The organism is Novosphingobium sp. BL-S-34, from assembly GCF_056857015.1.
Genome location: NZ_CM166472.1, coordinates 1,309,978 through 1,323,303 on the forward strand (window position 1 = coordinate 1,309,978; position 13,326 = coordinate 1,323,303).

General features: G+C 62.8%; 13 protein-coding genes. 2 read left to right on the top strand and 11 right to left on the bottom strand.

Annotated elements, in window-relative coordinates; all coding sequences use genetic code 11:
* Positions 1-70: 70 nt before the first annotated feature.
* Entirely contained in the window at positions 71-382 is a 312-nt protein-coding gene (gene rpsJ, locus AC1VV3_RS06150; protein ID WP_007011873.1) for a 30S ribosomal protein S10, read from the bottom strand.
* 212 nt (positions 383-594) lie between these two features.
* Here rpsJ and AC1VV3_RS06155 point away from each other — a divergent pair, with 212 nt between their 5' ends.
* Positions 595-1,095: a hypothetical protein gene (locus AC1VV3_RS06155; protein WP_431566683.1), complete on the top strand. Its 501-nt coding sequence runs from the start codon at positions 595-597 to the stop codon at positions 1,093-1,095.
* A gap of 114 nt (positions 1,096-1,209) precedes the next feature.
* On the opposite strand, the gene tuf is transcribed toward AC1VV3_RS06155, so the two are convergent.
* The 6 genes from tuf to AC1VV3_RS06185 form a co-directional block, all read right to left on the bottom strand.
* Entirely contained in the window at positions 1,210-2,400 is a 1,191-nt protein-coding gene (tuf, locus tag AC1VV3_RS06160; RefSeq protein WP_132263826.1) for an elongation factor Tu, read from the bottom strand.
* Positions 2,401-2,490: 90 nt separating this feature from the next.
* On the bottom strand, positions 2,491-4,575 hold the full coding sequence (fusA, locus tag AC1VV3_RS06165) for an elongation factor G (RefSeq protein WP_134095327.1): 2,085 nt from the start codon (positions 4,573-4,575) through the stop codon (positions 2,491-2,493).
* 127 nt (positions 4,576-4,702) lie between these two features.
* Complete coding sequence (gene rpsG / locus AC1VV3_RS06170) at positions 4,703-5,173, bottom strand: 30S ribosomal protein S7 (RefSeq protein WP_132263829.1); 471 nt, start codon at positions 5,171-5,173, stop codon at positions 4,703-4,705.
* Positions 5,174-5,265: 92 nt separating this feature from the next.
* On the bottom strand, positions 5,266-5,637 hold the full coding sequence (gene rpsL, locus AC1VV3_RS06175; RefSeq protein WP_007682177.1) for a 30S ribosomal protein S12: 372 nt from the start codon (positions 5,635-5,637) through the stop codon (positions 5,266-5,268).
* Between the two features lie 475 nt (positions 5,638-6,112).
* Complete coding sequence (locus tag AC1VV3_RS06180; RefSeq protein ID WP_431566682.1) at positions 6,113-6,547, bottom strand: hypothetical protein; 435 nt, start codon at positions 6,545-6,547, stop codon at positions 6,113-6,115.
* Positions 6,540-7,364 carry a hypothetical protein gene (locus AC1VV3_RS06185; protein WP_431566681.1) on the bottom strand — a complete coding sequence of 275 codons (825 nt, stop codon included), beginning with the start codon at positions 7,362-7,364 and terminating at the stop codon, positions 6,540-6,542. The genes AC1VV3_RS06180 and AC1VV3_RS06185 overlap by 8 nt, the downstream gene beginning before the upstream one ends.
* Positions 7,365-7,813: 449 nt before the next feature.
* Between AC1VV3_RS06185 and AC1VV3_RS06190 the strand changes: the two genes are divergently transcribed.
* A complete protein-coding gene (locus AC1VV3_RS06190) occupies positions 7,814-8,440 on the top strand; it encodes a hypothetical protein (RefSeq protein ID WP_431566680.1) in 627 nt (208 codons plus the stop codon).
* A 40-nt stretch (positions 8,441-8,480) separates the two neighbouring features.
* Here AC1VV3_RS06190 and AC1VV3_RS06195 read toward each other — a convergent pair whose 3' ends face one another.
* The 4 genes from AC1VV3_RS06195 to AC1VV3_RS06210 form a co-directional block, all read right to left on the bottom strand.
* Positions 8,481-9,713 (bottom strand): outer membrane beta-barrel protein, encoded by a 1,233-nt coding sequence (locus AC1VV3_RS06195; protein WP_132263834.1) that lies wholly within the window; start codon positions 9,711-9,713, stop codon positions 8,481-8,483.
* A gap of 4 nt (positions 9,714-9,717) precedes the next feature.
* Positions 9,718-10,323, bottom strand: a complete 606-nt coding sequence (locus tag AC1VV3_RS06200) for a polysaccharide biosynthesis/export family protein (RefSeq protein ID WP_132263836.1) — start codon at positions 10,321-10,323, stop codon at positions 9,718-9,720.
* A gap of 311 nt (positions 10,324-10,634) precedes the next feature.
* Positions 10,635-11,891: a glycosyltransferase family 4 protein gene (locus AC1VV3_RS06205; RefSeq protein ID WP_431566678.1), complete on the bottom strand. Its 1,257-nt coding sequence runs from the start codon at positions 11,889-11,891 to the stop codon at positions 10,635-10,637.
* On the bottom strand, positions 11,888-13,288 hold the full coding sequence (locus tag AC1VV3_RS06210) for a pectate lyase family protein (RefSeq protein ID WP_165921340.1): 1,401 nt from the start codon (positions 13,286-13,288) through the stop codon (positions 11,888-11,890). Before AC1VV3_RS06210 ends, AC1VV3_RS06205 begins: the two co-directional genes overlap by 4 nt.
* Between the last annotated feature and the right edge of the window lie 38 nt (positions 13,289-13,326).

Here is a 13,326-nt window from a genome sequence, read left to right on the forward strand (position 1 = left end):
AATTTCACCGATCGTTTAAAGTCCGATCAAAAGACTGTCGGGGCCGCCGATGGCAGCCCCGCAAACCGGCTTAGGCCAGCTTGATCTCGACGTTCACGCCGGCAGCCAGGTCGAGCTTCATCAGAGCGTCGACGGTAGCTGCGTTCGGCTGCACGATATCAAGCAGACGCTTGTAGGTGCGGACTTCGAACTGCTCACGCGACTTCTTGTCGATGTGCGGACCACGGTTGACCGTGAACTTCTCGATCTTCGTCGGCAGGGGAATGGGCCCACGAATCAGAGCGCCGGTGCGGCGAGCCGTGTCAGCGATTTCGCCAGTGGCCTGGTCGAGCACGCGATGGTCAAACGCCTTGAGGCGGATACGGATGTTCTGAGCTTCCATTACCTACTACCGATGAGAAAGAGCCAAAGGGCCGAAGCCCCGTCAAATTCGAACCGCGCCACTACACGCTGATGCCGAGTCGGGCAAGCCCTGATTTCATCAAGTCCGGCAGGTTTCCGGGGGCCGCCGATGCAGTTCATCGCATCCCCTCTTCCCTGCCCCCGATCAGCATCCTACCTTGGCATGGCGACGCCTAACAGAAGGCGCTTTCAATGCCCTCCACTACCACGATAATTTCCCGCGCACTTGCCGCGCTAACACTTGCATGTCTGGCACCTGAGCTCGCCGTAGCCGGCAATTCCCCCTACGGCCGCAGCCAGACGGGCGTTCCGATCGACCTCGACGATACCGACGTGCTCACCGCTCACGCCGCCATGCCCGATGCCGGGAATGGCCCCGTGGACGACGCATGCCGTGAGGCCGCCCGCGCCAGCAATGGCGGCAATGACGGCACGATCGTTGTCTGCTCACATAACGGCGACGGCACGAACCAGCGCGTCCCGGCCTCGAAATCCGTCGACGAGAGCACGCGGACGGGCGCAGCGTACCCGCCGGACCTCTGGGACCTGCCCGGCTGCCTAGGCCCCTGCATCACCATACCGTTCGGCCGCGTGCCGGCACCCGTCTACTACATCGACCTCGCGTCCATTCCCGAAGCACCCAAGGGCTCGGATGCATGGAAGATCGCACAGGGCGATTTGCGGGCCCGATAAAACTGCAAGCCGGGCTTTGCGCCCTTTAAATCCATTTGGCTCCATGAACGCGAAAAGCCCGGCGCCTCTCTCGAGACGCCGGGCCAATCACGTTAGCCGAAGCCGATCAGCGAATTACTTCGTGATCGTGGCAACGACGCCCGAACCGACGGTGCGGCCGCCTTCGCGGATTGCGAAGCGGAGACCTTCGTCCATGGCGATCGGAGCGATCAGCTTCACGGTCAGCGAAACGTTGTCGCCCGGCATGACCATTTCGGTGCCCTCGGGAAGGATCACTTCGCCGGTCACGTCGGTGGTGCGGAAGTAGAACTGCGGACGGTAGTTGGCGAAGAACGGCGTGTGACGGCCGCCTTCGTCCTTCGACAGAACGTAGACTTCAGCCGAGAACTCGGTGTGCGGGGTCACGGTGCCCGGCTTGGCGAGAACCTGGCCACGCTCAACGTCGTCGCGCTTCAGGCCACGAACCAGTGCGCCGATGTTGTCGCCGGCTTCACCCTGGTCGAGCAGCTTGCGGAACATTTCGACGCCGGTGACGGTGGTCTTCTGCGTGTCGCGGATACCAACGACTTCGACTTCTTCACCAACCTTGACGATGCCGGTTTCGACGCGGCCGGTAACAACCGTACCACGACCCGAGATCGAGAACACGTCTTCGACGGGCATCAGGAATGCCTTGTCGGTGGGACGCGGGGGCTGCGGGATGAAGTCGTCGACTGCCTTCATCAGCTCAAGGATCTTTTCCTTGCCGATGTTGTCGTCGCGGCCTTCAAGGGCGGCCAGAGCCGAACCCATGACGATCGGAATGTTGTCGCCGTCGAAATCGTACGACGAGAGCAGTTCACGAACTTCCAGCTCGACGAGCTCGAGGAGTTCCGGATCGTCGACCTGGTCGACCTTGTTCATGAACACGACAAGCTGCGGCACGCCGACCTGGCGGGCAAGCAGGATGTGCTCGCGGGTCTGCGGCATCGGGCCGTCAGCAGCGTTCACAACCAGGATCGCGCCGTCCATCTGGGCGGCACCGGTGATCATGTTCTTCACGTAGTCAGCGTGACCCGGGCAGTCGACGTGTGCGTAGTGACGGGCTTCCGTCTCGTACTCAACGTGAGCGGTCGAGATGGTGATGCCGCGCTCGCGCTCTTCCGGAGCCTTGTCGATGTTGGCGAAGTCAACGGCTTCACCGCCGAAAGCTTCCGACATGACCTTGGTGATGGCGGCCGTCAGGGTCGTCTTGCCGTGGTCGACGTGACCGATGGTGCCAATGTTGCAGTGCGGCTTGTTCCGCTCGAATTTTGCCTTCGCCATTGTTCAAACCTTCTTTTCGCTTGAAATCGAATCTGCGGGAATGGACGGCGCCCGCTGAAACAGGCGCCGCCCGTAGTCTGATCTTGCCTTTTAAGCAAGCTTCTCCTTGACCTCGGCCGCGACGTTCGCCGGGACCTCGTCATAGTGGGAGAAGAACATCGAGTAGTTTGCACGGCCCTGGGTGAACGAGCGGAGCTGGTTCACGTAGCCGAACATGTTGGCCAGCGGGACCATGGATTCGACGACCTGGGCATTGCCGCGGCTGTCGGTTCCCTGGATCTGACCACGACGGCTGTTCATGTCGCCGATGACGTCGCCGAGATATTCCTCGGGGGTGACGACTTCAACCTTCATGATCGGCTCGAGCAGCTTGATGCCGGACTTCTGCGCGACTTCACGCATGGCACCGCGACCGGCGATTTCGAAGGCCAGGGCCGACGAGTCGACGTCGTGGTAGGCACCGTCGTAGAGAACGATGTCGAAGTCGATGATCGGGAAGCCGACCAACGAGCCCGAGGCAGCGGTTTCGCGCATGCCCTTTTCGATCGCGGGGATATATTCCTTCGGAATGTTACCGCCCTTGATCTCGTCCTTGAAGGTGATGCCCGCACCGCGCTCGCCCGGCGTGACCTTGATCTTCACGCGACCGAACTGACCGGTACCGCCCGACTGCTTCTTGTGGGTGTAGTCCACATCGACAGGCTTGGCGAGGTATTCGCGATAGGCGACCTGCGGAGCGCCGACGTTGGCTTCGACCTTGAACTCGCGACGCATACGGTCGACGATGATGTCCAGGTGAAGTTCGCCCATGCCCTTGATGATCGTCTGGCCCGACTCGTGGTCGGTGGTGACGCGGAACGAGGGATCCTCAGCCGAGAGACGGTTGAGCGCAACGCCCATCTTCTCCTGGTCGGCCTTGGTCTTCGGTTCGACCGACAGTTCGATAACCGGCTCGGGGAATTCCATGCGTTCGAGAACGATCGGCGCCTTTTCCGCGCAGAGCGTGTCGCCCGTGGTGGTTTCCTTCATGCCGGCCAGCGCGACGATGTCGCCCGCGAAGGCCTCGTCGATGTCCTTACGGTCGTTGGCGTGCATCTCGAGGATACGGCCAACCTTTTCCTTCTTGCCCTTCACCGAGTTCAGGTAAGTGCCCTTGGCGAGCGTACCCGAATAGATGCGGATGAAGGTGAGCGAGCCCACGAAGGGATCGTTCATGACCTTGAAGGCCAGCGCCGAGAACGGTGCGCTGTCTTCCGGCGGACGGCTGTCGGCTTCGTCGCTGTCAACCTTGACGCCCTGGACGTCTTCGATGTCGAGCGGCGAAGGCAGGTAGTCGACGACGGCGTCGAGCAGGGGCTGCACGCCCTTGTTCTTGAACGCCGAACCGCAGACGACCGGAACGAATTTGTGGTTCAGCGTGCCCTTGCGGATCAGCGCCTTCAGCGTGGCGACGTCGGGCTCGGTGCCTTCGAGGTAGGCTTCCATCACCGCATCGTCCTGCTCGACAGCGAGTTCAAGCAGCTTCTCACGGTATTCGGCAGCTTCGTCAGCCAGTTCAGCCGGGATTTCTTCGTAGAAGAATTCGGCGCCGAGCGATTCGTCCTTCCAGACGATTGCGCGGTTGTGAACCAGATCGACCAGGCCCTTCAGATCGGCTTCGAGGCCGATCGGAATGTAGAGCACGGCAGGCGTCGCACCGAGGCGGTCGATGATCGACTGCACGCAGTACTTGAAGTTCGCGCCGGTACGGTCGAGCTTGTTGATGAAGCACATGCGCGGAACGCCGTACTTGTCGGCTTGGCGCCACACGGTTTCCGACTGCGGCTCAACGCCGGCAACGCCGTCGAAGCACGCGACCGCACCGTCGAGCACGCGCAGCGAACGTTCGACTTCGATGGTGAAGTCGACGTGCCCGGGGGTGTCGATGATGTTGATGCGGTATTCCTGGCCCTCGGACGTCCAGAAGCAGGTGGTCGCAGCCGAGGTGATGGTGATGCCGCGTTCCTGCTCCTGCTCCATCCAGTCCATGGTCGCAGCGCCGTCGTGGACTTCGCCGATCTTGTAGGACTTGCCGGTGTAGTAGAGGATTCGCTCGGTCGTGGTGGTCTTACCGGCGTCGATGTGCGCCATAATACCGATGTTACGGTACATATTGAGCGGATGGCTGCGTGCCATGGTGAAAATCCTTAGCAGGAGTGTTTGGGAGCGGAGCGGCCTTCAGATAAGACCTCGCCCCCTGAAATAAAAGTGTGACGCCCGGATGACCGCCGAGAGGCAATCGATCCGGGCGACACCACGCACATTACCAGCGGTAGTGCGAGAAGGCGCGGTTCGCGTCCGCCATGCGGTGCGTGTCTTCGCGCTTCTTCACGGCATTGCCGCGGTTGTTGGCAGCATCGAGCAGCTCGCCCGAGAGACGCGCCGACATGGTGGTCTCGGGACGGTTGCGGGCTGCGGTGATCAGCCAGCGGATGGCGAGAGCCTGGGCGCGCTCCGGACGGACTTCGACCGGGACCTGGTAGGTCGCACCACCGACGCGGCGGCTGCGGACTTCGATCTGCGGCGCGACGTTGTTCAGGGCGTCGTGGAACAGCTGGACCGGGTTGGCCTTGGCGCGGGTTTCCATGGTTTCCATGGCACCGTAGACGATCGCTTCAGCGACCGACTTCTTGCCGTCGTACATGAGGTTGTTCATGAACTTCGACAGGATGAGATCCCCGAACTTGGGATCGGGCAGGATAATCCGCTTCTCGGGACGACGACGACGTGACATCGTTGATATTCCTTGTTCTTTCGGGCGGGAGCGTGAGCATCACCGGCCGGTAAATCTAGTACCGTGCGAGGCGCGAAGCCCCGCGGGCCGGCTTACTTCGGACGCTTGGCGCCGTACTTCGAGCGGCTCTGCTTGCGATCCTTGACGCCCTGGGTGTCGAGCACGCCGCGCAGGATGTGGTAGCGAACGCCGGGAAGATCGCGGACGCGGCCGCCGCGGATGAGCACGACCGAGTGCTCCTGCAGGTTGTGGCCTTCACCGGGGATGTACGAAATGACTTCGCGGCTGTTGGTCAGGCGCACCTTGGCGACCTTGCGGAGAGCCGAGTTCGGCTTCTTCGGGGTCGTGGTGTAAACGCGGGTGCAAACGCCGCGCTTCTGCGGGTTCTGCTCCATCGCAGGAACCTTCGACTTGGCCTTCTGCGGCTCGCGACCCTTGCGGATCAGCTGGTTGATAGTGGGCATCTATACTCTTCTTTCAAATGGGAGTGCGATGGATCCGGGCCGGAGCGATGCCTGCAGCAGCAGGCGCACCGGCGCGAACCCTTCGCACCCCAAGGGACCGATCGACATCGGAGCCCGGAGCATCTGAAAGGGACGGAATTTTTTCGAGAGTTCACGCGAGACGAGCCGGATATCGGAACCAGCCCTTTCACCCCGATCCGGAGTTACTGGCGGTTCGCCCATGGCAACCGTCGAACGTGAGCCGAAAAACACTCCACCCGGGCAAATGCACCGGATTACTTTGCCATGCGCCTTCCCGGCAAGAACCACCCCGCGACTCGCGAAAGGCGTTCCCAAAGCGGCTTTTCCGGCAGCCAGGCTGCGGGAAAGTCCCGGAAATGCTGACATGACAATGTTCAGCTCTATGTCGTTTCCCGCGAGAACACTCGCAGGAGATGGGCGCCCTTAGGAGATTTGGGAGGCGGGGTCAAGAAATTCAGCTGCTGGGCAACTTGAATGCGACGCGCGTAATATCCAGCAGCACTGAACAAAAGAAAAACACACCGCATATCAATAAGGAATTTAAAAATGCGCCGAAACGGCCGCTTGCGTCAATCGCACCTCTTAAAACAAGAATAAAGAACGCCGCCGAAAATATAAATACAAGACTAAAAGCCGACTTGCGGAGAGCCTTCTTAGTTCCAGGAAAAGGCCCCCGACCCGCAGCCTCAAGCTGCCCCAACCTTAAGTAAATATTTGAGCAGGAAGCCACGGTTATTGATACAATTGTCCCCATTACACTTAGATACGACCCGTTCAAAAATGTATCTAGAAAGGAATTTCTACTAATCCACCATGGAAAGAAAATACAACCAGTCATAAGTAAGCAGAAAATCAGAATCAATAAGATTCTGGGAATTTCCTTACTCACGGCCTAATATCCTCTTTCTTGCATCTCGGAGAAAATTTTCTCCCATCAACGCAATATCATTTAAGTATGAAATTTCTGTACGCTTTGGCTCGTCGTTGCTTCTGTAAGTAGCTCCTCCCATGGATCGCGCAAAAATTTTCCCCGAGCCGCGTTCGGCATACTCAACACCATTGGCAACTTGATCGGAGCGTGCATCCACACCATGCTCGGACGATAGCCCAATATCCACTCTTTCAGCGCCCGTTTTATCGCGAGTATCTTGCAACTCTCTTTCGAGCTCTTTTTCGGTGCCCCACATGTTAGGCACCACAAACTTAAACCTAATCGACTTTAGTTTCGATCCATGCTCATCAACGAAGCTCCAGAATGAATCCGCATCAAATATGGGCTCGAATTCGGTTTGATAAGGGGCGTCGATGCGCTCGTTTATTGCGGCCATCAAGTATTTCAGGAGCGTTTCTGGGCGCCCGACAACGTCGTTTTCGACCGCTATCCGCTGTCCTTCGTTGTGAACCGTAGGATCAACTAGTACATAAGCGCCCTGCCATTCTTCGGTCATGATTTCGTCGCCGCCTTCGTCTGGCGATCGATGTAGGGAGTGAGCACGCTGACGCTGCACTAGGCCGTAGAACGATTCTTCTAGCCTCCCCTTGGGCGTCCAATGGAGCTCCACGCCTCCTCGGTATGAGAACTGGAAGGGCCTGGATAGAACGTAACGTATCCATTCTTCGCGCGACATCCCGATCTTGGTTTCAATATCTAATTGTTGAATCGGAACCATACTGTAGTGGAATAAAGTGAAAAATTTGTCGGCCATGCTGCCCCCAGATTATCATCTGAAGATGCTCAGAGTTGCTTAAAAAAGCAATAAATCAAGGATGAAGACAGGTGTTAACAGCTTGAAACATAGCGTATCGCCGCGCGAACCGAGCGAAGTGCGGTGATGAAGTGGATGATCGAGAACTGGAAGAGACGTAGTGAAGAAACCATTTTCCTACACGTCCCCGCTCGCGTTAGACCGGCCTGCCATTGGGAACACAGGTCCATCAGCGCGAGCGAGGTTGCCTTATGTCTTCCGGCAGAAAATCTCCAAATCCAGGTTCTTCGAAACGGCGTCGCGGTGAGCGGCTTCTTCGACAGGCGCGGGATGAGCGGGCGCGAGGATCCTTCGCGTCTCCGGCGGCCGGCGTGAAATCCTCGGCCCCGGAGGCTCGCGGCGAAACGGCTTGTTCCAGTTCCTCTGTGCGGGTTGCCGCGGAAACGGCGGTGCGCTGCGCTTCCGTGCGGCCGGGGCGGCGGACTTCGCGGACGGCCTTCTTCGAGGATGCCATCGATCCCGAAGATCCCCTGCTGGGCTTCGCGCCTTATCGGCACAAGGCGCCGCGCGCCAACTCGATCACGCCGGAGCGGCAGCGGGCCTTCATCGCTGCGCTCGCGGCCAGCGGCATCGTCACGCAGGCCGCGCGCAGCATCGGCGCCTCGATGGAAGCGCTCTACAAGCTGCGCCACCTGCCCGGCGCGGAGGGGTTCTCGGCGGCATGGGACATGGCGATCGGCCGGGGAATGATGCGGCTGGAGGACTGCGCGCTCGAACGCGCGATCCGGGGCGAGGAGCGTCCGGTGGTAAGCCGCGGCGAAGTGGTGGCCTCCTGGACGCGCCACGACACGCAGCTCATGCTGTTCCTGCTGCGCCAGCGCCTGCCCCATCGCTATGGCGACACCCGCCGCGATCCCCGGCCGGGCGATCCGCTCTACGAACGTATCCGGGCCGAGATCGAGGCGGAATATCCCTCTCTGGAGGAAGTCCGCGCCTCGATCCGGGCCAAAGTCGCCGGACTTCGCGCGCAAGTCGAAGCGCGCGCGGCGACGGGGAATGGCGCCCTCGAGGAGTAGCGCCCTTCGCCTTCCCTTGCCGCCCGCTTCCCGGTTCCGATCAGAACCGCAGGCGGAAGGAGACGCCGACCTTGAGGCGGTCGAATTCCTGAGTCGCGTCGTCGCTGTTGCGCTTGCCGAAGTTGGCGTAGCCCGCGACCGACATGTTCCGCGAGAACAGGTATTCCACTTCGCCCGAGACCGTGGGCGTCTGTTCCTTCACCCCCGAGCCGATGTAGCGCGTGCTTCGATAGCCCGCGCCCACCGAAGCGAAGAGATTGTGGCGGATCTCCTGCTGGAGCGAGAGCTTGACCGTGGTGTCGGTTCGCGACTGGGCGCCGCTGCGGAAAGTGGCGACATCGCCGTTGAAGGCGTCCAGCATGATCGCCGTGCGCTCGCGAGGCCGGTAGGTCAGGCTGCCCGAGACCGAGAGGCCGGTGCGATCGGGCACGGCCTTGTCGTCCGGCGTGAAGCGGAAGAAGCCGGCGGAAAGGTTGCCTTGCAGCACACCGCCGGGTTCGAATTCCACGCCCAGGCGGCCGCCCCAGGTGGTGGTGTTACGCTTGTCTCCCGCGGGGGTATATTCGATGCGGAAGTCGCGCCGCGCGACGAAGGCGCTGGCGGTCACGAAAGTGATGCCGGTCACGCGCCAGCCCACGGTGGCCACGCCGTTCATGCTGTTGAAGTCGCGGTTGTCGTCCACGGTGGAGACGGCATCGTACTTGGTGAAGTTGCCCTGGAGGTCGAACAGCAGGCGGCGGGTCATGTGCCGGAAGCGCAAGTCGGTGCCGAGGCTGTCGATCTCGCGCGGTCCGGCATTGGGGTCCTGCCGCGATTCCGGGCTGCCGCGCTCTTCCACCGTGCGCTGCCAGAAGGCGCGCCCGACCAGCGAAGTCGTCGCCTCCGGGGACCAGCGCAGGGTGCCGTCCAGCGACCAGGCCTCGGTGTTCTCGGTCTTGAGATTGGCGAAACGGCGGACCGTGGCCGAAGCATGCGCCTGGCCGCTGAGCGTGCCGGGGCCGGTGTTGATCTGCAGTTCCGGCGTCAGTTCCAGGTGGACGTCGTCGCGCGCGTTGTTCTCCTGGGCGTAGACGTTGGTGTCGTATTCCACCCGCGCCTCGCCGCCGAGGCTGACGTTGAGCGAGCCGAGGTGCATCGGCAGCTCGCGATAGTCCTTGTCGTTGGGATAGACCGCCGAGGCGGTCGAGCCGATGTCGCGGGCCTGGGCCAGTGCCTGCTGCGGCATCGCGAGCAGGAACGGGACCGGCGCGGCCAGTACGATTGCCCCCCGCATGGCCTCAGAACCACCGCTCGTAGACGCGGATCCGGTCGCCGGGCTGGATGGTCGCCATCTCGTCGGCGCTGGCGGTGACGTCCTTGCCGCTGACCACGCGGGTCACGGCGACCTTGCCGGTCTGCGCGCGGTAGGTATAGCCGCCCGCGGCCGAGATCGCCGCGAGCACCGTCATCCCCTGGCGATATTCGAACTGGCCGGGCTTGTTCACCTCTCCCACCACGTAGAACGGGCGGAGTTCGACCGGGCCGACGTTGACCACCGGATCGCCGGTCATGATGCCCTGGCGCAGCAGCGACGCGGCGATGCCCTGCTCGATCTCGCGATAGGTCAGGCCGGCGACGTCCACCTGCTTGATATAGGGCAGCGAGATCGCGCCGCTGTCCTCGACGATGTAGTCGCCGTTGGCGCTTTGCAGGTCCTGCACCACGATGTGGAGCTTGTCGCCCGCACCCACCTTGTAGGCTCCCGCCGGGGTGGATGCGAGCGTGGGCAACGATGCGGTGGGCGACGAACATCCGCCAAGCATCGAAGTCGAAATGAGCGAAACGGCCAGTGGGACCGCCAGAAGCGGCCGGAACCGGAACAGGCTTGCGAGACCATGTGACATTGGGTTGCCCTCCCTTGCGAAAAATTGAGGCCCTTGCGAAATCGAGCCCGGCTCGCCCCCCGCGCGGCCCCTCGAAGCAGCGCGGCCCCAGCGAAACCGTCGTCCGACACGTTGACGCAAAGATCGGCGGAATGCCTTGGTTATTAAGGGTTATCCGGGGGAATACTCGGGCGATGAGAGCTAATCCTCGTGGGGGGAGGATGGGTTTCCTGTCCGATATCGCCAGGCAAAAACGGGGGGAGGATTTGGTTGGAGCGCCTTCGACGGATGTCGAAGGCTTGCGGCACCAGCCCCGGTCCGGCGCGGGCGCCCTACCCTCGCGCCAGTTCCTCATAAGCGGCGGTGACCTGGCGGACGTGGTTTTCGCGCGAGAAGCGGCGGCGGGCTTCGCCTCGGGCGCGGGTGCGGATGGCGTCGAGGCGTTCGGGGTCGGCGAGCAGGCCCGCGGCGGCGCGGGCCATGGCCTCGGCATCGTCGAGCGGGCAGAGCACGCCGCAGCCGCCCTCCAGCGCTTCCGGATTGCCGCCCGAATCGGTGGCCACCACCGGCGTGCCGACCAGCATGGCCTCCACCAGGGTCCGCCCCAGGGGCTCGCGCGCGGCGGGAACCAGCAGGAGGTCGCAGCCGGCCAGCCATTCGTGGCCGGGCGTGCGGAAGCCCATCATGTGGACGGTGGCATTGCCCGAGACCCGCGCAATCCGCTCCGGCAGGGCGTCGCCCACTTCGGTATTGCGGGGATCGCCGAACATCAGGCCGACCACCGGCTTGTCCAGCAAGGCCCCGAGCCGCTCCACCGCATCGACGAATTCGAGCGGCCGCTTGCGCTGTACGAAGTTGCCGAACCAGCCGCAGAGCACGGCGTCCGGGGAGCAGCCGAGTTCCTCCACGAGGGTACGGCGCATGGCGGCCCAGTCGGCCGTGACGCTGGTGTCGAAGGGGCTGTAGACCACTTGCGCGGCCCGCGCCGCCCCGCGGCTGCCCTGCGGGAGCGAAAAGCGCGACACCGTGAAGATGCGGTGCGCCAGAAACGGCGCCACATAGCGCAGGCCCCGCGCGTCGGGATCGCCGCGGTGGTGCCAGATCAGCCGGACGCCGGCCAGCCGTGCCGCCAGTGCCCAGCTCGCATGGCTGCGCCCGTCGTTGCTGTGCACGACATCGATGGCATTCTCGCGCAGGAACCGCACCCGGCGCGGCACGCCGGCCATCGCGCGCAGAACCTTGCCGAAGCCGAAGCGCGCGCCGGGCACGAAGGAGCGGCGCGGCCGGGCCGGGTCGGGCACCTGGGCAAAAGCGGAGAAGAACTGCGCGATCGTGCCGCCCGGCACTTCGGGAACCACCAGAAGGCGATAGTCGGCGGGATCGAGCTGCTCCATCAGCCCGCGTGCGGAAACGTGGCTGCCGCCCAGCTCGTCACCGGCGAAGGGATAGCAGATCCGCAGCGGCGCGGACCCGGCGGCCACGCGGGCGGTCCCGCCTTCGATCCTGTCCAGCTCGGCCCTCTCGAATTCGGCGCTTTCGAATTCGGCCCTCTCGAACTTGGCCCCAAGCGGCCCTGCCAGACTGTTCAAAGACCGAACCCTTTCTCTCGGTAGCTCAGGAATTCCTCGATATTCTCGATGCCGTTGCCGTTCTTGTCGCCCCAGGCGTCGTTGCGCGTGGGGTCCAGGCCATTGGCGCGTTCCCAGGCATCGTCCATGCCGTCCTTGTCGTCATCGACATAAGGCGTGCCCGATGCCTGGGCCGGCAGTGCCGGAACCGGTTCGCCGATGCGGCCGGTGCGGTTCTTGACGTCGGCCACCACTTCCTTGTCGAGGGCATCGCGCGGGAAGGCCCCGGCGCGGGCGAGGACAGAGGTATAGGCGGCCGCGGCGGCCATCGGCTGGACGGTCAGCGGGCACGGCGCCTGCTGGATCTGGGCCGGCACCACTTCGGGGCTGACATGCTTGAAATTGCCGTCGAAGGCATTGTCCCAGAGGTAGATCGAGGCCGTGCCGGTCGATCCCTGGGTCTCGCGGGCGACGCCGCGGCTCTGGGCATTGGTATTGGTGCCGGCGATGAAGCTGTTGCCCACGATCGAGACCGGGCTGCCCCCGTAGCTTTCCCAGACTTCCGCGAATTCCGACATGGCGTTGTAGAGCACGTTGTTGATCACTTCCACGCAGGATCCCTTGGGGAAGTTGATGTCCGGGTTGCGGTCTCCGTTATGGGCGCAGAGGTTGCCGATGAAGCTCAGCTTCTGCTTGTCCACCGGATCGCTGGCGAGCAGCGCGCACTTGTCGTGCTTGGGCACGCCCCAGGCGAAGATCGAATTGCTGATGGTGATCTCGTCGTTGTCGTCATAGCCGTTGATCAGCTCGTCGCGCGCCCAGGAGGCGCTGACATGGTCGATCACCACGCGGCTGCTCTTTTCTATGGTGATGCTGTCCTCGGCCTCGCGGTTGCCGCCCACGCGGTCGTTGCGCACGCGGATGCCGCGCACCACGACGTCATGGGTGTTCTTGATGACCAGCGGGGTCAGCCCGTTCTTGCCGCCCGAATGGGCCAGGGTGATGCCGCCGCCCGGCGCGGTCTGCCCGGCGATGGTCAGGTAAGGCGTCATGATCCACGGCGGCCGCTGGGTGAAGCGGATCACGCCGCTGACCCGGAACACGCAGACGCGCGGGCCGCTGGCGGTAACGCAGGCGCGGTAGGATCCGGTGCCGGAATCGGCCAGGGTGGTGACATAGATGATCCGCCCGCCCCGTCCGCCGACGCTGGTGGCGCCGTAGCCGATCGCGGCGGGGAAGGACTTCTTGCCCGTGGGAATGCGAACCACCGGCGCCGCGGCCATGACGCGCTCGCTGACCGTGCCGGCCAGGCCCAGCACCAGGGCCAGCACCGCCAGCCCCATCGCCGCCAGCACTATCAGCGCGCGCAAACGGGTCGTTCGGGAACGCGCTGTCTTGGAAAGCTTTGCCGCAACCATGCCGATTCTCCAGCCGAGGACCGGGCCAAGCATCGGAA

Bases quoted from the DNA above. Each gene is read 5' to 3' on its own strand.
- rpsJ (WP_007011873.1), bottom strand. From the start codon at position 382: ATGGAAGCTCAGAACATCCGTATCCGCCTCAAGGCGTTTGACCATCGC.
- AC1VV3_RS06155 (WP_431566683.1), top strand. From the start codon at position 595: ATGCCCTCCACTACCACGATAATTTCCCGCGCACTTGCCGCGCTAACA.
- tuf (WP_132263826.1), bottom strand. From the start codon at position 2,400: ATGGCGAAGGCAAAATTCGAGCGGAACAAGCCGCACTGCAACATTGGC.
- fusA (WP_134095327.1), bottom strand. From the start codon at position 4,575: ATGGCACGCAGCCATCCGCTCAATATGTACCGTAACATCGGTATTATG.
- rpsG (WP_132263829.1), bottom strand. From the start codon at position 5,173: ATGTCACGTCGTCGTCGTCCCGAGAAGCGGATTATCCTGCCCGATCCC.
- rpsL (WP_007682177.1), bottom strand. From the start codon at position 5,637: ATGCCCACTATCAACCAGCTGATCCGCAAGGGTCGCGAGCCGCAGAAG.
- AC1VV3_RS06185 (WP_431566681.1), bottom strand. From the start codon at position 7,364: ATGGCCGACAAATTTTTCACTTTATTCCACTACAGTATGGTTCCGATT.
- AC1VV3_RS06195 (WP_132263834.1), bottom strand. From the start codon at position 9,713: ATGCGGGGGGCAATCGTACTGGCCGCGCCGGTCCCGTTCCTGCTCGCG.
- AC1VV3_RS06200 (WP_132263836.1), bottom strand. From the start codon at position 10,323: ATGTCACATGGTCTCGCAAGCCTGTTCCGGTTCCGGCCGCTTCTGGCG.
- AC1VV3_RS06210 (WP_165921340.1), bottom strand. From the start codon at position 13,288: ATGGTTGCGGCAAAGCTTTCCAAGACAGCGCGTTCCCGAACGACCCGT.